The sequence below is a fragment of the Lysinibacillus sp. YS11 genome, from assembly GCF_002896375.1.
Lineage (GTDB): Bacteria > Bacillota > Bacilli > Bacillales_A > Planococcaceae > Lysinibacillus > Lysinibacillus capsici.
This window is the reverse complement of the sequence record NZ_CP026007.1, coordinates 3,016,512-3,034,950: the sequence shown is the minus strand read 5'-3', so window position 1 is coordinate 3,034,950 and position 18,439 is coordinate 3,016,512. Positions and strand designations below refer to the sequence as shown.

Sequence of the window (18,439 nt, the reverse complement as noted above, 5' to 3'; positions counted from 1 at the left end):
AATGATTTTTATAAAAATGAGGTGTACTGTTGTCCAATGATATGATTCGAGTTGTGGATTTGGATAAGGAAAATCGGAGAAGTAAGAAGTGGCTTATTGTTGTGATCCTTTTATTAATGATTGCTAGTGGATCGACGCTGTATTTGTGGTGGGATCAGGATGTGAATTTTGAAGCCTATAAAACGGATGTGGGGAAAACAGCTAGCAATAGCTTAGGACGGTTAACATTAAATGAAGTGATTATAGATGACAATCAAATTTTACTAAATGCAACTTTCGAACCTGGAAAAGAGTTTAAGCCAGACCATCAAGTATTTTTCTTTCCGCAAATTCTTGTCAATGGGCAAGATTATATGGTTCGTAATGGAGGACAGTCCATAGCAAAGTCTGCCAACGTCTATACGATATACAATAGTATTAAAATGGATGATTTTCCGGCTGATGAACAATTAGAATTAGTTATTCGTTATAAAGATTGGAATGTTGAAACACCAATTGAGAAGCCTTGGGAATTTCAGGTAGATGCTTCACAAGAGCAATTACAACAAGATCGTGAAATCTTTTCCATTGATAAAAAAGTGAAGCATGTTGATCAGCAGGAAATAACCATTGACAAAGTTGTCTCCACACCTATTTCCACAACGATTTATTTTCATGCTGAGGAAAGTGTTGTCAATGATGCGTTACACTTTAAAATCCAATCAAAATCTGGACAATCATGGGATTTTGCAGCACCCTATCCATTAAATAAAGAGGGTACAAGGTGGGGAAGTCGTGTAGATGCACTCTATCTAACAGAAAAAAAATACACTTTAATTCCAATCAATAAAGAGGGTAGTAAAGTAGGTTCTGCAATTAAAATAAAGAGAGATGAATAATGAAGTAAATTTTACAAACTCTTAATCTAAAAAAAACTGCTTTCCGTGTAAGATGAAATAAAAGATATGGAAAGTAGTTGAGAGTTTGCGAAGGCTTTGGGAGATTTTTTTTGTTGCTTTAAAATTGGGCTGTACCTCATTCGGAGGCCCAACAGCTCATCTAGGTTATTTTCAACAGGAATATGTACAGAAACGTAAATGGCTTTCTGCACATGATTATGGTCAACTCGTTATGTTAAGTCAATTTTTGCCTGGTCCTGCATCTAGTCAGGTGGGGATGGGGGTTGGTTTACTTAGAGGAGGAGTACTAGGAAGCTTTCTATCATTTCTTGGTTTTACCTTACCATCAGTTCTGATACTTATACTTTTTGCCTATTTCTCCAAGTATACAGAGTTTAAGATGGATTGGATTCATGGTTTGAAGTTAGTAGCAGTGGCGATTGTCGCTCATGCTATTTTTGATATGGGCAAAAAACTACTCTCGACAAAATGGCATTGGTTGATTGCTTTATTGACATTGATAACAGTATTGACATGGCTAAATCCATTGGCACAAATCGTAGCAATATTGATCGCTGCTTGTTTAGGCTTTCAACTACTGAAAAAAGTGTTGAGGGTAATACGTCAAAATTAGTTCATATACCCATCTCAAAAACCACGGGTATTGTTTTACTAGTACTTTTTTTCGTGCTACTCCTAGGTTTACCTATATTAGCCGCTTTATGGCATTATGAGTGGATTTCTATGATAGAGAAGTTTTATCTTGCAGGTGCCTTAGTATTTGGTGGCGGACACGTTGTTTTACCTTTACTGGAAACACAATTTGTTCAAAGTGGTCAAATAAGTACCTCAGATTTTTTAGCTGGCTACGGTATGACACAGGCAGTTCCAGGACCTTTATTTACATTTGCTGCATATATCGGTATGGTCATTGCTGGCGTTCCGGGAGCTATTATTGCTACTTTCGCAATATTTTTACCAGCGTTTTTGCTAGTGGTTGGAGCGCTACCATTTTGGATTAGCCTAAGTCGAATTGCACGACTTAGAGGTGCGATGGCAGGCGCAAATGCGGCAGTCGTTGGCATTCTAGCCGCTGCTTTTGTACATCCCATTGTGACACAAACCATCATCAGCACGTTAGATATTTTCATAGTAGCTGTCTTTTTATGGTGTTTAATTCGATGGAAAATACAGCCTTATTTATTGGTGCTGTTAGGAATTGTTGTGGGCGTCATTTTTTATACATGAAAAATCTGCACTTTCGATTGTTAGATTCTAACTAATAATCGGAGGTGCAGTTTGTTTTGTCATTACGGAATCAATATTCATTAAAAGTACCTGTGAGGTTTCATAGCGTTCCTTCTATCGATTCGTTATAATGTAGAAATGGAAAAGACTTAACGCGAAAGAAGGGATTGCTATGGCACGAGGTGTTTACATTCATATTCCTTTCTGTCATCAAATCTGTAATTATTGTGATTTCAATAAATTTTATTTTAAAAATCAACCAGTGGATGAATATATCGAAGCACTTGGAAAAGAAATGGCCCTGACAACCGAAAAACATCCTGAAAAATTCCGTAACATCGAGACGATTTTTCTTGGTGGCGGAACACCGACAGCTTTATCTCCTGAGCAATTGGACAAACTACTAACGTCTATTCATACGTATATTCCAATGAATAGTGTGACAGAATTTACATCAGAGGCAAATCCAGATGAATTGTCTGCAGCCAAATTGCAGGTGTTGTTCGACGGTGGTGTTAATCGTTTAAGCATGGGTGTACAATCTTTTGACCAGGGATTGCTACAGAAGATTGGACGCACTCATAGTAATGATCATGTCTATGAAACAATCGACTTGGCTAGAAAAATTGGCTTCCGTAATATCAGCATTGATTTAATGTATGGTTTACCTGGGCAAACGATGGCGCAATGGGAGGATTCATTAGCCAAAGCTTTTACTCTTGATTTGCCACATTTCTCTGCCTATTCTCTTATTGTGGAACCCAAAACGATTTTTTATAATCAGTACGCTAAAGGGAAACTGTATTTACCGACAGAAGATTTAGAAGCAGATATGTATGATGTGCTGATGCAACAAATGGCCTTACATGGGCTTCAACAATACGAAATCAGTAATTTTGCAAAGCCAGGGTATCATTCAGAGCATAACAAGATTTATTGGGATAATGATGAATATGCGGGGTTTGGCGCAGGAGCTCATGGGTATTTAGCAGGTATACGCTATTCCAATCACGGTCCATTAAAAAAGTATATGGAAGCTGTTGAGGCAAATGAGCTACCAATTGTCCACGCACATGAAGTATCACAAGTGGAAAAAAGAGAAGAACAAATGTTTTTAGGGCTAAGAAAAACAGAGGGTGTTATGCACTCTATATATGAAGAGAAATTTAAAACACCTATGTCTGCGCATTATGATGTGGTAATAAAAGATCTAGTGTCAAAGGGGCTTTTAGAACAGGATGAGCTTGGTGTTCGCCTGACAAGAAAAGGGCGTTTTGTGGGCAATGAAGTATTTCAACAATTTTTGCTAGAAGATTGAGCTATATCGTTGACATAAAATGTGGGATTTGATAACTTAATAATAGTATTAGCACTCCTCTTAGTTGAGTGCTAACAGAGGTGATAATCATGCTAACAAATCGGCAGTTACAGATATTGCAAGTCATTGTAGACGACTTTATTGTGTCTGCGCAGCCGGTAGGTTCTCGCCAAATCTCCAAAAAACAAGGGATTACATTTAGTCCAGCCACTATTCGAAACGAAATGGCGGATTTAGAGGAATTAGGCTTTTTAGAAAAAACGCATACCTCCTCTGGTCGAGTGCCTTCGGAAAAGGGTTACAGATTTTATGTAGATCATTTGTTGAGTCCTCAAGGTATTAATTCCAAGGACATTCAACAAATTCAATCAATTTTTAATGATCGACTAGTAGAAGTAGAGCATATTATCCGAAAGTCAGCCAACATTTTATCAGAGCTGACATCGTATACTTCCATACTTTTAGGACCTGATGTCCAAAGGCATCGTGTTAAACGGTTTTCAATTGTCCCTCTTTCTAGCGACACAGCAGTAGCGATTATCGTGACGAATAATGGGCATGTAGAAAACCGCATGTTCAATCTACCACCTGACTTTACCGCTTCTGATTTAGAGAAAATGGTAAATATCTTAAATGATCGCCTTATTGGAGTTTCATTAGAAGATCTCCATAAAAGCCTTGAGGCTGAAGTGCTAGCAGTGTTACAGCAACATGTTCGATCAGCGGATGATTTTATTCGCGCACTTATCACAGCAACAATGCATAATTCAGAAAGTAAAATTTTCTATGGTGGAAAAACGAATATGTTCAACCAACCAGAATTCCATGACTTAAATAAAGTCCGGATGATTTTGGACTTAATGGAGACGACTAGCCAAGTGCAGTCACTTTTCCATCCGAATGAATCAGGTATTCATATTCGGATAGGCTCAGAAAATAAACAACTAGAAATGGAAAATTGCAGTGTCATTACCACTACCTATTCTATTGGTGATGATCAACAGGGAGCCATTGCTATTATTGGCCCTACACGTATGGATTATAAGCGTGTTGTGGCTTTATTAGACGTAATGCGCTTGGATTTAACACAAGCCTTTATGAAGAATCGTAGTGAATGATAATGAGGAGGATTCAAGTGACGGAAACAACGGAAAACAAAGATTTAGTACAAGAAGATGTACAAGCTGAAACGACAACTGAGGAAGTAGAGCAAACAGAAGTTCAGGAAGAAGTAGAGTTATCAATTGAAGAACAGTATGAGGCTAAGCTGGCTGAACTACAAGCAAAGCTGGCTGACGAAGAAAATCGTCACCTACGTTTACGTGCTGACTTCGATAATATGCGTCGTCGTAATCAGTTAGACCGTGAGGCAGCTGAAAAGTATCGCGCCCAAAGCTTACTATCTGATCTATTACCAGTCCTTGATAATTTTGAACGTGCTTTACAAGTAGAGACAACTTCTGAAGAGACTGCATCGATCATTAAAGGAATTGAAATGGTGTATCGCTCTTTAATTGAAGCAACAGAAAAAGAAGGTCTGCAAGTGATTAAAGCTGAAGGTGAGCAATTTGATCCAACGATTCACCAAGCTGTTATGCAAGAACAAGATAGTGAAAAAGAAACGGGTATCGTCTTACGCGAACTACAAAAAGGGTATATCTTAAAGGATCGTGTATTACGCCCAACAATGGTATCTGTGAACGAATAGTCTTTGCACTATTTAGTCAATTAAAATTAGTTAGAAAACGCATCCCTTGCGTTGACATAATAGGAGGAAATTTTAATGAGCAAAATTATTGGTATTGACTTAGGAACAACAAACTCTTGCGTTTCTGTACTTGAAGGTGGAGAACCAAAAGTAATTCCAAACCCAGAAGGAAACCGTACAACGCCATCTGTTGTTGCCTTTAAAAATGGTGAACGTCAAGTTGGTGAAGTGGCGAAACGTCAATCAGTAACAAATCCTAACACAATCATTTCTATTAAATCAAAAATGGGTACGGCTGAAAAAGTAACAGTAGAAGATAAAGACTACACGCCACAAGAAGTATCTGCAATGATTCTTCAATATTTAAAAGGCTATGCTGAAGACTACTTAGGGGAAAAAGTGACAAAAGCAGTTATTACAGTTCCTGCTTACTTTAACGATGCACAGCGTCAAGCAACTAAAGATGCTGGTAAAATCGCAGGTCTAGAAGTAGAGCGTATCATCAACGAACCAACTGCTGCAGCTCTTGCTTATGGATTAGATAAACAAGATCAAGATCAAAAAGTATTAGTATTTGACCTTGGAGGCGGTACGTTTGACGTGTCTATCCTTGAGTTAGGTGACGGTGTCTTTGAAGTACTAGCTACAGCTGGTGATAACAAACTAGGTGGAGATGATTTCGATGACGCAATTATCGAATATCTAGTAGCTGAATTCAAAAAAGAAAATGGCATTGACTTATCAAAAGATAAAATGGCGATGCAACGTTTAAAAGATGCAGCTGAAAAAGCGAAAAAAGATTTATCTGGTGTAACATCAACTCAAATCTCTCTACCATTCATTACAGCTGGAGAAGCAGGTCCATTACACTTAGAAATTTCTTTAACGCGTGCGAAATTTGACGAAATTACTTTACCATTAGTAAACCGTACAGTAGGACCAGTGCGTCAAGCATTATCTGATGCAGGTTTGTCAACTTCTGAAATTGACCAAGTTATTTTAGTGGGTGGTTCTACACGTATTCCAGCAGTACAAGAAGCAGTACGTAAAGAAACAGGGAAAGAGCCTCACCGTGGTGTTAACCCTGACGAAGTTGTTGCAATGGGTGCTGCAGTACAAGGTGGCGTATTAACAGGTGATGTGAAAGACGTTGTATTACTTGACGTAACACCTCTTTCACTTGGTATTGAAACAATGGGTGGCGTGTTCACAAAATTAATCGACCGTAACACAACTATTCCTACTTCAAAATCTCAAGTTTTCTCTACAGCAGCTGATAACCAACCAGCAGTAGATATTCATGTTCTACAAGGTGAGCGTTCAATGGCAGCTGACAATAAAACATTAGGTCGCTTCCAATTAGCAGATATTCCACCAGCACCTCGTGGTGTACCTCAAATCGAAGTAACATTCGATATTGATAAAAACGGTATCGTATCTGTAAAAGCAAAAGATCTTGGTACGAACAAAGAGCAAACAATTGTGATTCAATCTGATTCTGGTTTATCAGAGGAAGAAATTGAACGCATGGTAAAAGACGCTGAAGCTAATGCTGAAGCAGATGCTAAACGTAAAGAAGAAGCAGATCTTCGTAACGAAGCAGACCAATTAGTATTCCAAGTGGATAAAACAATTGCTGACCTTGGTGAGCAAATTACAGAAGACGAGAAAAAATCTGTGGAAGATGCTCGTGACGAATTGAAAAAAGCGCTTGAAGCTGGTGAATTAGAAGGTATTAAAGCAGCTAAAGAAAAACTAGAAGGCGTATTACAGCCACTAGTGATGAAAGTTTACGAACAAGCGGCAGCAGCTGCTCAAGCAGCTCAAGGCGGCGATGCAGGTGCAGACACTGGCGCTGGTAAAAAAGATGACGGTGTTGTAGACGCTGAATTCGAAGAAGTAAAAGATGATAAATAAGAAGTAACACAGTAAAGTGAAAAAGCCAAAGACCGCTTGCGGCTTTGGCTTTTGTCATGATGTGAGGTCACTTCACGTAAATGCACCATTTATGGGATAGTTGCATACGTTAGCTGCTAGGAAGTGAGTATCTTCATTTTTGGAACTTATAGAACCTTTAATCGAAAAAATGAGGCAGTTTTTTCAACTGCATGTTACAATAGATTTTATGCAAACAGAGCGGAGTGTGAATCATGGAGAAACGCGATTATTACGAGGTGCTTGGTTTAACAAAATCGGCTACAAAAGATGAGATTAAAAAAGCATACCGTAAATTATCAAAACAATATCACCCTGACCTTAATAAAGAGCCAGGTGCAGATGAAAAATTCAAAGAAATCGCTGAAGCATATGAAGTATTAAGTGACGACCAGAAAAAAGCACGCTACGACCAATTTGGTCATGAGGATCCGAATGCTGGTTTTGGTGGTGGCTTTGGAGGGGGCGGCTTTGGCGGCTTCGAGGATATTTTCAGTTCATTCTTTGGCGGAGGTGGTCGCCGTCAAGATCCAAATGCTCCACGTAAAGGGGATGATCTGCAATATCGTATGAACATCCAATTTGAGGAAGCAATTTTTGGAAAAGAAACAGAAATAGAAATCCCGAAAGATGAAACGTGTGAAACATGTCACGGTTCAGGAGCAAAACCAGGCACGCAACCAGAAACATGTTCGACATGTAAAGGTGCAGGTCAAATCAATCAAGCAGTGGATACACCATTTGGTCGTATGATGAATCGTCGTACATGCTCAACATGTCATGGAACAGGTAAAATTATTAAAGAGAAATGTACGACTTGTCGTGGAGAAGGAAAAGTCCAAAAACGTAAGAAAATTAAAGTGACGATTCCAGCAGGTGTGGATGATGGACAACAAATTCGTGTATCTGGTCAAGGTGAACCAGGTATAAACGGTGGACCTGCAGGGGATTTATATATTATGTTCCGCGTTCAAGGTCACAAGGATTTTGAACGAGATGGAGACGATATTTACTTCGAGTTGAAATTAACATTCCCTCAAGCAGCACTTGGGGATGAAATTGAAGTACCAACAGTCCATGGGAAAGTAAAATTACGTATTCCAGCTGGAACACAGTCAGGTGCTCAATTCCGTCTAAAAGATAAAGGTGTTAAAAATGTTCATGGTTATGGTATGGGTAATCAATATGTGACAGTAAAAGTTATGACACCTGAAAAATTAACGGAAAGACAAAAACAATTACTACGAGAATTTGCAGAAATTAGTGGCGATATCCCTGAAGAACAAGGTAGTTCACTATTCGATAAAATTAAGAAAAAATTCCAAGGTGAATAATTAGAGGAGCTGAAGAGCTACGTGAAGTGGTCAGAATTATCCATTCATACAAAAAATGATGCGGTAGAAGCAATTTCGAATATTTTGCATGAAGCAGGTGCAAGTGGTGTTGTCATCGAAGATTCTGCAGAGTTTGCGAAGCCACGTGAAGATCAATATGGTGAAATTTATGCGCTAAATGAAGATGATTTTCCGAAAGATGGCGTGATTGTTAAAGCTTATTTATCAGAGTCTAGTTTTTTAAATGAAACAGTCGAAGAAATAAAAGCAGCTATCACAAATTTAACGAACTTTAACATTGATATCGGTGAAAATGTGGTATCCATTGTGGAAGTCAATGAAGAAGATTGGGCAACGGCCTGGAAGCAATACTACCATCCTGTTAAGATTTCTGAACGCTTTACTATCGTACCGACATGGGAGGAATACACACCTGTTTCAACAGATGAACTAATTATTGAATTAGACCCTGGTATGGCATTTGGTACAGGTACCCACCCAACAACGGTAATGTGTTTACAAGGACTTGAAAAGGTCATTAAAGAAGGGGATACAGTTGTTGATATCGGTACAGGATCGGGTGTATTGTCTATTGGTGCAGCATTACTTGGTGCCAAAAGTGTGCATGCGCTTGATTTAGATGAGGTAGCTGTACGTTCAGCGCGAGAAAATGTAGCATTAAATAAAGTGGAAGATAAGGTGGCAGTGTTCCATGGTAACTTATTGGATACTGTAAAAGAACCAGCAGATGTAGTAGTCGCTAATATTTTGGCTGAAATCATCATGTCCTTCACAGATGACGCGTATACAATTGTAAAACCAGGTGGATTATATGTCACTTCGGGCATCATCGGTGCAAAACGAGATGATGTGAAAGTAGCACTAGAAGCTTCAGGCTTTGTGATTGAAGAAGTATTATTAATGGAAGATTGGGTAGCCATTATTGCCCGTCGTCCACTATAACATGACTGAGGAAGCGCCAAATCGTGAGCCGTGTGCTTGTGATTTGGCGTTTTCCTTTCTTGCTAGAAAGGACTGTGTGGCATGCAACGTTATTTTATTGAGACAGCTATCGAAAATGCACGTATTAGTGGAGAAGATGCACGGCATATTGAACGAGTGATGCGTATGAAGCAAGGCGACAACATTGTAGTTGTTGCACAAAACACTGCGTATATATGCACAATTGAAGGATTTGAAGGGGATGAGGTTGTCATTGAAGCGACTGGACAAACAATCCCTTCCCCAGAGTTACCCATTCAAGTAACAGTAGCATGTGGTTTACCGAAGGGTGATAAGCTGGAGCTTATTACCCAAAAAGCCACAGAGCTAGGAATGTTTGCTTTATTACCCTTTGAAGCTGAGCGCTCCATTGTGAAATGGGACAAGAAAAAAGGAGCAAAAAAGCAAGAAAGATTACAGAAAATTGCTAAGGAAGCTGCGGAACAAGCTCACCGTACGCATATTCCAACAGTTTTTGAACCTATATCATTTAAACAGCTAGTACAACAAATAGATCATTTCGATGCCGTTTTTATTGCTGATGAAGAGGATGCAAAGGCTGAAAAGCGCACAAGGTTTGCGGAGAAGCTAAAAAACGTGTATGATATGAAGTCGAAATCAATACTTATTATCTTTGGTCCTGAGGGGGGCATTTCTCGTCAAGAATCAGAAGCGCTATTACAAGCAGGCGCTCAAACGATGTCATTAGGACCGAGAATTTTACGAGCAGAAACAGCGCCATTATACGCACTGTCTGCCATATCCTATGAATTTGAATAACAGCTATGTATAATTTATTATCAACATAACTTAGAGAAAGCCACTTAATATTATTAAGTGGTTTTTTTACGTAAATCATATTTGAAGGGGGTCTGCGTTAAATCCCTGCTTAAATGGAGTTTTAGCCCATTGTGTAAGATCAACCGGGAAAATCACAACCTCAAACATTCCAAATAAAATATGTAAAAGAACAAGTTCAATGTCCATACATAGATTTAATTGCGACATACTCTAGCGATAGGAGAGCTCACTAATACTATATTGAAATGAGGGAATTTTTTGAGTGAACAATTTAATCAGATTCAACCTTGTCCAGTAACATCAACTGAACAAATACCCTTAACGAATGAGATTACACCACTAGTTACTACACCACTTACGACGCCAACTATTAAAATTCCAGTTGTACTGGCAGAACCAACACTGCAAATCGTTGTCGAGTCCGATATTACACTTAGTCCTGCAGCGACAGAGATTAAACGAGTGAAAAAGAATGTCTTTCTAAATCAAGTGAAATTGGTACCAGTTAGCTTTGCACGTATTGCTAACACTGATTTCTTTAGAGTAACACGAGCTAAATTATTTGTAGCAGGACATATTCGGAAAAATATCGAATATGCTTCATCAGCATGTAATGGGGCCCTTCAGGATAGAATTGCTGATGTTCCGTTTTCAGGTTTTACAGATCTTATATTTCCGCAAACAGCAGGAGGCGCTACACCAATTTTAGGCATTTCTGAGTTTGCCGAAGCGAACTTCCTTAACGAAAGAACACAAATGGATGCTCGATTAGATAAGGCTTTCTTCCAAAATCTCGTTAAATACAATGAACAACCATTTGGTGAATTAGTAGCAGCCAATTTCTTTGAACTTGATTTTTCACCGATTATGGCAGCTCCTGAAGAAGCATTCAGCACATTACGTGAAAAAATTGTATTAGAACTTACTGTAAAAGTATTGCAAGTACAACAAATCCGTTTGGGCGCTGGAAGTAGTGTAGTAACACCTGTTCTACCAGGGCTTACTCCACCAGCAACACCAATTGTTCCTGATATGATTCCGCCTACTGAGCCTTGTTAATTTTTTTATGTAGTGGAGTAAAAATGGTAACAATAATACTGATATAAAATCAAATATGTTGTTGGGCAGTTGAAAGTTCACTTTTACTCGAACTTTTAACTGCTTTTTTTTGGCAAGATAAGGACATGCGCCTTCCAATTGTATCTCATAGTGGGACTGTGACAAAAGTAAAAATATTGCATAATATGGATTGTAATTAGTATTGTAGATTTTCAATTGTCCTAACATAATCGCATCAGAAGAATTAGCTAATGGATTAAAAATTGATTGTTATGCTTTTTTTGTCAAATCATTATTTGGGAGTGAATGAATGGCAACTCCATGGATTAATTTTAGAGAGATGAAAAAAATATCCTCTAAACAAAATAAATACACTGAGTGGAGGTATCAAACTAAAATAGATGACGAATCTCCATTTGAACAGACTTTTAATGGAAATAATAATCTGCTTGATGAAATAGAAGATAAACCAATTACAGAGGAATCAACTTTAACAGACCATATAATCTCTAATGAAGAGCTCCCCGAACCTATGGAGCCGATTATTGAGGAAGAAAACGAACATCACCCAAATTTTGAGAACTTCAGGGAGGATGCTAGCTTAGCAGAGCTATTAGCATCTAATGAAGATCTACCTATATCTAAAGAAACAAATGTTGAGCAAGAAAACGAACATCCTCTAGATATCGATGATAGTCACACAAAAGTGACCTTATTAGAGCAATTAGCGTCCATACCTATAGAAGCGAATGTTAAGGAGAACGAAGAAAATTTCCGACATATGGATGAGAACCATGTAGAGGAATTAACTTTAGACCAGATAGCATGCAATCAAAGTGTACCCAGTCCAACAAAGGTAGAAATTGACCATCTACTAGATAGTGATGAGAACTCCCTTGAAGAACAAAATTCAACAGCCCAATCAGACAATAATCCAAAATCTTTCAATAGAGCTCTGTCAGAGGCTGAAAATAATATGCATTTGGATGATATAGCAGAAAAGGAGAAAAACAATCCTCCAAATCGTAATAAAGAGATTGCAAAGTCTTTACAAGGAGAAGTATGCACCATTATCCAAAAAAGTCCCTTTTCTACTTATGTAGAAATTAACGATTTTCTTCATGCTCCTATTTATGGTGAAAATGTTCAAAATACAATATTTGATTTTCTTGATTTAAATGATAACCTATCTCCCCAACATCAGACGAAGCTACTCCAAACGATTTCGATTTACCCTGAACAACCAGATTGTCGTTTGGTTAGCTCCAACATTAATCAAATGATTTCTTTAATGAGAACTGATACTAATAAAAAAAATGGTAGTGAGCAGCATCCGTTTAAATCAGTAGTAGTTCCCTTACATAACTCACAAGCAATTAAAAAAGGAGAAATTAACTCCTCTGAGCCTTTTATACATATACGAGTTCCTGTTGTGCTAGGGGAATACAAAATAGAAATATGTATGGAGGAAAAAATTGCTTTTGATAAAGGAATTGAAGAGGTTAAAGAGATCACAAATGAGGTAGTACTATCCGATTGTAGATTTGTACCTATTCATAGATCCCAGTCATTGGGAAATGGAACAAGAACTGTATTAAAGGGGAATTTATTTATAGAAGGCTACATACAGCATAATATTGAGTATAGGGTATCTAATACGCAAAATAAGTCAGCCATTCATCCCAATCGATTGTGTCAAAATATAGTATTAGAATTAATTATCCAAATGTTACAAGTACAAAAAATTAAAGTACTGTTTGACTGGCAAGGTAATGGAGGGTTATAGAAATTTATCCCTTAATTCAAATAAAAAATAAAACTAATATATACGTCCATGTATAGATTTAAATGCTACATATTCTAGCGATAGGAGAGCTCTCTAATACTAAAAAAATGAAATGAGGGAATTTTTTGAGCGATCAATTAGAAAGCCAATTTCAACCTTGTCCTGTAACATCAACTGAACAAATTCCATTAACGAATGAGATTACACCAGTAGTCACTACACCAGTTACAACGCCAACTATCAAAGTTCCAGTTGTATTGGCAGAACCAACACTGCAAATCGTTGTTGAGTCGGATATTACACTTAGCCCTGCTGCTACAGAAATCAAACGAGTGAAAAAGAATGTCTTCCTAAATCAAGTGAAACTTGTACCAGTTAGCTTTGCACGTATTGGTGGCACTGATTTCTTTAGAGTAACAAGAGCTAAATTATTTGTAGCAGGACATATTCGGAAAAATATTGAATATGCTTCATCAGCATGTAATGGGGCACTTCGAGATAGAATTGCTGACGTTCCGTTTTCTGGTTTTACAGATCTTATTTTCCCACAAACACCTGGAGGCGCAACACCAATCTTAGGCATTTCCGAGTTTGCTGAAGCGAACTTCCTTAACGAAAGAACACAAATGGATGCTCGATTAGATAAGGCTTTCTTCCAAAATCTTGTTAAATACAATGAACAACCATTTGGTGAATTAGTAGCTGCCAACTTCTTTGAACTTGATTTTTCACCGATTATGGCGGCTCCTGAAGGGACATTCAGCACATTACGTGAAAAAATTGTCTTAGAACTTACTGTAAAAGTATTGCAAGTGCAACAAATCCGCCTTGGTGCTGGCAGTAGCGTAATAACGCCTGTTCTTTTAGGACTTACACCTCCTCCTAGTCCTTGATAAATGCTAGTTTAGAGGACAGTAGAATATTATAATATATTAACAAAGCTGGTAGTACAGATGGATATTTTGTTTGTACTACTAATTTTCTTATAGGAGCTGTCAATCTTTAAAAGCATCTATCAATATTATGAAAAATCAAAATACAAGTGAATGATTAGCTTCATTAAAAGGAAAAAGGGTTGCCATATAAAATGGGCAACCCTTTTTTCACTATTTATTTCACTGTTTCTAAAACGCGTACAAATTGTCCTTTTGAGTGAGGGTAGCCTGCTTGTGTAATTTTTACTTTTACAAGTTGTCCAATTAGACTTTCTGGACCCTCAAAAACTACTTTTAAGTAATTGTCTGTATAGCCTGTTAGAAGGCCTTCTTCTTCACTGTCATCATGCACAAATTCTTCAGGGATAACTTCTAGCACTTGATCTTCAAAACGAGAAGCATACTCTTTTGCTAGCTGATCGTTTAAAGAGATGAGTCGATGCACACGCTCATTTTTAATGTCTTCATCAATTTGATCTTCCATACGTGCAGCAGGGGTTCCTGTACGAGGAGAGAATGGGAAAACGTGTAGCTCAGAAAATTTATGATCGCGAATAAAGTTATATGTGTCCATAAACTCTTCCTCTGTCTCACCTGGAAAACCAACGATTACATCAGAAGTAACAGCTAAATCAGGTAAAGCCTCATGTAATTTTGTTAAACGTTCACCGAAGAACTCCATTGTATATTTACGACGCATACGTTTTAATACCGTATCAGAACCAGATTGAATAGGGATGTGTAAATGATTCACGACAATCTTTGATTCACGTAGTACTTCAATTACTTCATCTGTTAATTGACTAGCCTCAATAGATGAAATACGAAGACGCTTTAAGCCTGTTACATTGGCCTCTAAATCACGTAGTAATTGAGCAAGATTATAATCTTTTAAATCCTGACCATAGCCACCTGTATGAATACCAGTTAAGACAATTTCAAGATAACCAGCATCTACTAATTGCTGTGCTTGATGTAATACCTCTTGTGGGTCACGAGAACGCATTAAACCACGTGCCCATGGAATAATACAAAATGTACAGAAATTGTTACAGCCTTCTTGGATTTTTAACGAAGCACGTGTACGGTCTGTAAATGCTGGTACATCTAATTCTTCGTATACTCGGTTTTTCATAATATTACGTACAGCATTAATCGGTTGTCGTTCCGCACGATATTGTTCAATATAACCAAGTAATTTCGTACGATCTTGTGTTCCAACAACAATATCAACACCAGGGATTGCCATAATTTCTGCAGGGGATGTTTGTGCATAGCATCCTGTTACACAAATAACTGCATCCGGATTTTGGCGAATTGCTCGACGAATAACCTGACGTGATTTTTTATCTCCAGTATTCGTAACTGTGCATGTATTAATGACGTAAACGTCTGCTTGTTGATCAAATTCTGTTCGATCATAGCCTTCTTCTTTAAACAGCTGCCAAATTGCTTCTGTTTCGTAATGATTTACTTTACAACCTAGAGTATGAAAACTCACGATTTTTGATCGCTCGTTACTCATGATATATATCATCCTTTCAATTCACATTACCTTGTGTTTCCAAACATTTAATAAGTTTTTCGTTGTACATATTTTAGATACGTGATTTATGATAACATAATCCTTATAAAATCAGTACATATAAGATTTTTTTGTGAAATAATTAAGTTATCACTTTCTATATAATCTTTTGAGGACTTCAGATAAACATGACTCGTTCTGGAATGTTTATATTTGGGTGTTCATTATATAGAAAGAAATTAGACGCCATCGCGAAAAAATGATATGATTCGAAGAGGTACGTACATCTTGTTTAATGAAGGAGCGTTTAACAATGGAAAAAAATTTTGCACGTATGATTGATCATACATTATTAAAGGCTGAGGCAACAAAAGAACAAATTGAAAAATTATGTGCTGAAGCTAAACAATTTAACTTTGCTTCTGTTTGTGTAAATCCAACTTGGGTAAAGCGAAGCAGTGAATTATTACAGGGTACAGACGTGTTAGTTTGTACGGTTATCGGCTTCCCACTTGGTGCCAATACACCAGCAGTCAAAGCATTTGAAGCAAAAGACGCCATTGCTAACGGTGCAAAAGAAGTAGATATGGTTATTAATATCGGTGCGTTAAAAGATAAAAACTATGACCTTGTACAAGCAGATATCGCAGCAGTGGTAGAAGCAGCTAAAGATAGCGCACTTGTAAAAGTCATTATTGAATCATGCTTACTAACAGACGAAGAAAAAGTGAAGGCATGTGAGTTAGCTGTAGCAGCGGGTGCTGACTATGTGAAAACATCTACAGGTTTTTCTACTGGTGGAGCAACAGCAGAGGATATCGCGCTTATGCGTAAAACTGTAGGTCCAGAACTTGGTGTAAAAGCATCAGGTGGTGTTCGTAGCTTAGAGGACATGAAAAAAATGGTAGAAGCAGGTGCGACTCGTATTGGGGCTAGCTCTGGTGTAGCTATTATGAATGGTTTAATTGCAGACTCCAACTATTAATATTATCTTTTTATAGAGCCATAAGCTCATGTGTACATTGACATGAGCTTATGGCTTCTTTGTGTTTAATCAGCATAATAATTTTCTATACACATATACTCCACTGATGAATGTAAATACAGAAAGGAGGATGTCATGTTTACACAGTATAAGTCTTGGAGGCCCTATATTAGCCCCTTTGATCCTTGTAAGCCTATAGAAGTTAAGTATTATGCAACACCCCCACAACTATATATGGGTTTTCAACCACCTGGACTTCCACAATTTCCAACCGCCAGAGAAGCGCTAATGGCAGGAACACTATGGCCACAGTTGTTTAGCCCATACCCATTTCCCCTAAAAGGAGGGAGGAAGCATGACTAAAAAGATGCCGCCCGAATTTTATAAGCAATTAGAAGAAATACAAGCAATTGATTTCGTCATTGTTGAATTAAACCTCTATTTAGACACTCATCCACACGATTATGACGCCATTCAGCAATTTAATGAAAATACAGAGAAAAGTATGAAACTTAAAATTGATTTTGAGCAAAAATATGGACCACTCATGAATTTTGGGAGAAGCTATTCGAATTATCCTTTTAACTGGATTGATACACCATGGCCATGGCAAGTCTAAACAAAAGACTAGGAGGAAAAATCTTTGTGGTATTATGAAAAGAAACTCCAGTATCCGGTAAAAGTTAGTACATGTAACCCAATGCTTGCAAAGTTTTTAATTGAACAATATGGAGGAGCGGATGGGGAACTGGCAGCAGCTCTACGCTATATGAATCAGCGCTATACGATTCCTGACAAAGTAGTAGGGTTATTGACCGATATAGCAACAGAGGAATTTTCACATTTAGAAATGATTGCCACGATGATTTATAAGCTAACAAAAGATGCAACACCAGAAATGCTGAAAGAAGCTGGATTGGGTGATCATTATGTAAATCACGATCGGGCTCTATTTTATCAAAACGCCTCGGGGGTACCATTCACAGCAACCTATATTCAAGCAAAGGGTGACCCTATCGCGGATTTGTATGAGGATATAGCAGCCGAAGAAAAGGCACGTGCCACATATCAATGGATTATTGACTTATCAGATGACACGGATTTAAATGATAGCTTGAAGTTTTTACGTGAACGGGAAATTGTTCATTCCCAGCGCTTTAGAGAGGCTGTTGAAATTTTAAAAGATGATAGAGATCAAAAGAAAGTTTTCTAAGACAAAAATGGCAGGCTGTATCAAGGTGAACTTGACACAGCCTTTTTGCGGTTACTGAATATTTGAGAATAAGCTAAGATCTTTTCGATGACCAATCATTACTAATAAATCTTCCTTTTCAATAATTTGCTCAGGAGAAGGGGAGATAATAATTTCACCTTCGCGCACAATCGCAATTACACTGACGTTATATTTTGCGCGCAAGTCTAAATCCCGAAGGTTTTGTCCAGCCATTTTGGAAGGAATCATAATTTCTTCAATGCTGTATTCCTTTGATAATTCGATATAATTCAACATATTTGGGGATAGGAGTTGATTAGCTACACGTTCACCCATATCTCTTTCTGGGTAAATAATCCAATCAGCTCCTACTTTATCTAACACTTGTCCATGTCTTTTACCAAGTGCCTTTGCGATCACTTTTTTGATCCCTAGCTCTTTTAATAAAGAGACGGTTAAAATACTAGATTGCATATCATTACCGATCGCTACGATAACACAATCGAAGTTACCAATACCAATCGATTTTAAGGCTTTTTCTTCTGTTGTATCTGCAACCACAGCGTGAGTCACATAGGGTTCGGCATCCTCTACTCTTTCTTCATTTATATCAATTCCTAATATTTCCTGTCCAGCTTCATGCAATCTGCGAGCGACGCTTGTTCCGAATCTACCTAAGCCAATCACAGCGTATTGTTTAATGGTCATAGCG

17 protein-coding genes and 1 pseudogene are annotated in these 18,439 nt (G+C 37.8%); 16 read left to right on the top strand and 2 right to left on the bottom strand.

Going from position 1 to position 18,439, the window contains the following annotated elements:
- The first annotated feature begins 29 nt into the window (after nt 1-29).
- The 12 genes and pseudogenes from LBYS11_RS15065 to LBYS11_RS15010 all read left to right on the top strand — a co-directional run bounded on the left by LBYS11_RS15065 (nt 30) and on the right by LBYS11_RS15010 (nt 13,962).
- A complete protein-coding gene (locus LBYS11_RS15065) occupies nt 30-878 on the top strand; it encodes a DUF4179 domain-containing protein (protein ID WP_048392177.1) in 849 nt (282 codons plus the stop codon).
- Between the two features lie 64 nt (nt 879-942).
- A pseudogene (chrA, locus tag LBYS11_RS15060) lies at nt 943-2,126 on the top strand (chromate efflux transporter).
- 172 nt (nt 2,127-2,298) lie between these two features.
- Nucleotides 2,299-3,444, top strand: coding sequence for a radical SAM family heme chaperone HemW (gene hemW, locus LBYS11_RS15055; protein WP_103118454.1), 1,146 nt, complete (start codon nt 2,299-2,301; stop codon nt 3,442-3,444).
- 89 nt (nt 3,445-3,533) lie between these two features.
- Nucleotides 3,534-4,562 (top strand): heat-inducible transcriptional repressor HrcA, encoded by a 1,029-nt coding sequence (hrcA, locus tag LBYS11_RS15050; RefSeq protein WP_004227036.1) that lies wholly within the window; start codon nt 3,534-3,536, stop codon nt 4,560-4,562.
- 17 nt (nt 4,563-4,579) lie between these two features.
- On the top strand, nt 4,580-5,152 hold the full coding sequence (gene grpE / locus LBYS11_RS15045) for a nucleotide exchange factor GrpE (protein ID WP_004227038.1): 573 nt from the start codon (nt 4,580-4,582) through the stop codon (nt 5,150-5,152).
- 75 nt (nt 5,153-5,227) lie between these two features.
- Nucleotides 5,228-7,069 (top strand): molecular chaperone DnaK, encoded by a 1,842-nt coding sequence (gene dnaK, locus LBYS11_RS15040; protein ID WP_048392179.1) that lies wholly within the window; start codon nt 5,228-5,230, stop codon nt 7,067-7,069.
- A 233-nt stretch (nt 7,070-7,302) separates the two neighbouring features.
- Nucleotides 7,303-8,421, top strand: a complete 1,119-nt coding sequence (gene dnaJ / locus LBYS11_RS15035) for a molecular chaperone DnaJ (RefSeq protein WP_016995416.1) — start codon at nt 7,303-7,305, stop codon at nt 8,419-8,421.
- 21 nt (nt 8,422-8,442) lie between these two features.
- On the top strand, nt 8,443-9,384 hold the full coding sequence (gene prmA / locus LBYS11_RS15030; protein ID WP_004227050.1) for a 50S ribosomal protein L11 methyltransferase: 942 nt from the start codon (nt 8,443-8,445) through the stop codon (nt 9,382-9,384).
- A gap of 81 nt (nt 9,385-9,465) precedes the next feature.
- Nucleotides 9,466-10,203, top strand: coding sequence for a 16S rRNA (uracil(1498)-N(3))-methyltransferase (locus tag LBYS11_RS15025; protein WP_054550094.1), 738 nt, complete (start codon nt 9,466-9,468; stop codon nt 10,201-10,203).
- Nucleotides 10,204-10,482: 279 nt separating this feature from the next.
- Nucleotides 10,483-11,283, top strand: coding sequence for a CsxC family protein (locus LBYS11_RS15020; protein WP_048392182.1), 801 nt, complete (start codon nt 10,483-10,485; stop codon nt 11,281-11,283).
- Between the two features lie 310 nt (nt 11,284-11,593).
- Nucleotides 11,594-13,069 carry a BC_2427 family protein gene (locus LBYS11_RS15015; protein ID WP_233732093.1) on the top strand — a complete coding sequence of 492 codons (1,476 nt, stop codon included), beginning with the start codon at nt 11,594-11,596 and terminating at the stop codon, nt 13,067-13,069.
- Nucleotides 13,070-13,194: 125 nt separating this feature from the next.
- Nucleotides 13,195-13,962, top strand: a complete 768-nt coding sequence (locus LBYS11_RS15010) for a CsxC family protein (RefSeq protein WP_054550096.1) — start codon at nt 13,195-13,197, stop codon at nt 13,960-13,962.
- Nucleotides 13,963-14,179: 217 nt separating this feature from the next.
- On the opposite strand, the gene mtaB is transcribed toward LBYS11_RS15010, so the two are convergent.
- Nucleotides 14,180-15,529: a tRNA (N(6)-L-threonylcarbamoyladenosine(37)-C(2))-methylthiotransferase MtaB gene (mtaB, locus tag LBYS11_RS15005; protein WP_048392185.1), complete on the bottom strand. Its 1,350-nt coding sequence runs from the start codon at nt 15,527-15,529 to the stop codon at nt 14,180-14,182.
- 313 nt (nt 15,530-15,842) lie between these two features.
- Here mtaB and deoC point away from each other — a divergent pair, with 313 nt between their 5' ends.
- The 4 genes from deoC (at nt 15,843) to LBYS11_RS14985 (ending at nt 17,727) form a co-directional block, all read left to right on the top strand.
- Nucleotides 15,843-16,514: a deoxyribose-phosphate aldolase gene (gene deoC / locus LBYS11_RS15000; protein ID WP_048392186.1), complete on the top strand. Its 672-nt coding sequence runs from the start codon at nt 15,843-15,845 to the stop codon at nt 16,512-16,514.
- 135 nt (nt 16,515-16,649) lie between these two features.
- On the top strand, nt 16,650-16,877 hold the full coding sequence (locus tag LBYS11_RS14995) for a spore coat associated protein CotJA (RefSeq protein WP_004227061.1): 228 nt from the start codon (nt 16,650-16,652) through the stop codon (nt 16,875-16,877).
- Nucleotides 16,870-17,133 carry a spore coat protein CotJB gene (locus LBYS11_RS14990; protein ID WP_016994107.1) on the top strand — a complete coding sequence of 88 codons (264 nt, stop codon included), beginning with the start codon at nt 16,870-16,872 and terminating at the stop codon, nt 17,131-17,133. Before LBYS11_RS14995 ends, LBYS11_RS14990 begins: the two co-directional genes overlap by 8 nt.
- Before the next feature lie 24 nt (nt 17,134-17,157).
- Nucleotides 17,158-17,727: a manganese catalase family protein gene (locus LBYS11_RS14985; protein WP_004227065.1), complete on the top strand. Its 570-nt coding sequence runs from the start codon at nt 17,158-17,160 to the stop codon at nt 17,725-17,727.
- A gap of 51 nt (nt 17,728-17,778) precedes the next feature.
- Here the strand turns inward: LBYS11_RS14985 and LBYS11_RS14980 are convergent, their stop codons facing one another.
- A complete protein-coding gene (locus LBYS11_RS14980; protein ID WP_004227067.1) occupies nt 17,779-18,435 on the bottom strand; it encodes a potassium channel family protein in 657 nt (218 codons plus the stop codon).
- Between the last annotated feature and the right edge of the window lie 4 nt (nt 18,436-18,439).

What these genes read in the sequence shown, in the direction of transcription:
- hemW (WP_103118454.1), top strand. Translation starts at nt 2,299, where the DNA reads ATGGCACGAGGTGTTTACATTCATATTCCTTTCTGTCATCAAATCTGT.
- hrcA (WP_004227036.1), top strand. Translation starts at nt 3,534, where the DNA reads ATGCTAACAAATCGGCAGTTACAGATATTGCAAGTCATTGTAGACGAC.
- dnaK (WP_048392179.1), top strand. Translation starts at nt 5,228, where the DNA reads ATGAGCAAAATTATTGGTATTGACTTAGGAACAACAAACTCTTGCGTT.
- dnaJ (WP_016995416.1), top strand. Translation starts at nt 7,303, where the DNA reads ATGGAGAAACGCGATTATTACGAGGTGCTTGGTTTAACAAAATCGGCT.
- LBYS11_RS15025 (WP_054550094.1), top strand. Translation starts at nt 9,466, where the DNA reads ATGCAACGTTATTTTATTGAGACAGCTATCGAAAATGCACGTATTAGT.
- LBYS11_RS15015 (WP_233732093.1), top strand. Translation starts at nt 11,594, where the DNA reads ATGGCAACTCCATGGATTAATTTTAGAGAGATGAAAAAAATATCCTCT.
- mtaB (WP_048392185.1), bottom strand. Translation starts at nt 15,529, where the DNA reads ATGAGTAACGAGCGATCAAAAATCGTGAGTTTTCATACTCTAGGTTGT.
- deoC (WP_048392186.1), top strand. Translation starts at nt 15,843, where the DNA reads ATGGAAAAAAATTTTGCACGTATGATTGATCATACATTATTAAAGGCT.
- LBYS11_RS14995 (WP_004227061.1), top strand. Translation starts at nt 16,650, where the DNA reads ATGTTTACACAGTATAAGTCTTGGAGGCCCTATATTAGCCCCTTTGAT.
- LBYS11_RS14990 (WP_016994107.1), top strand. Translation starts at nt 16,870, where the DNA reads ATGACTAAAAAGATGCCGCCCGAATTTTATAAGCAATTAGAAGAAATA.
- LBYS11_RS14980 (WP_004227067.1), bottom strand. Translation starts at nt 18,435, where the DNA reads ATGACCATTAAACAATACGCTGTGATTGGCTTAGGTAGATTCGGAACA.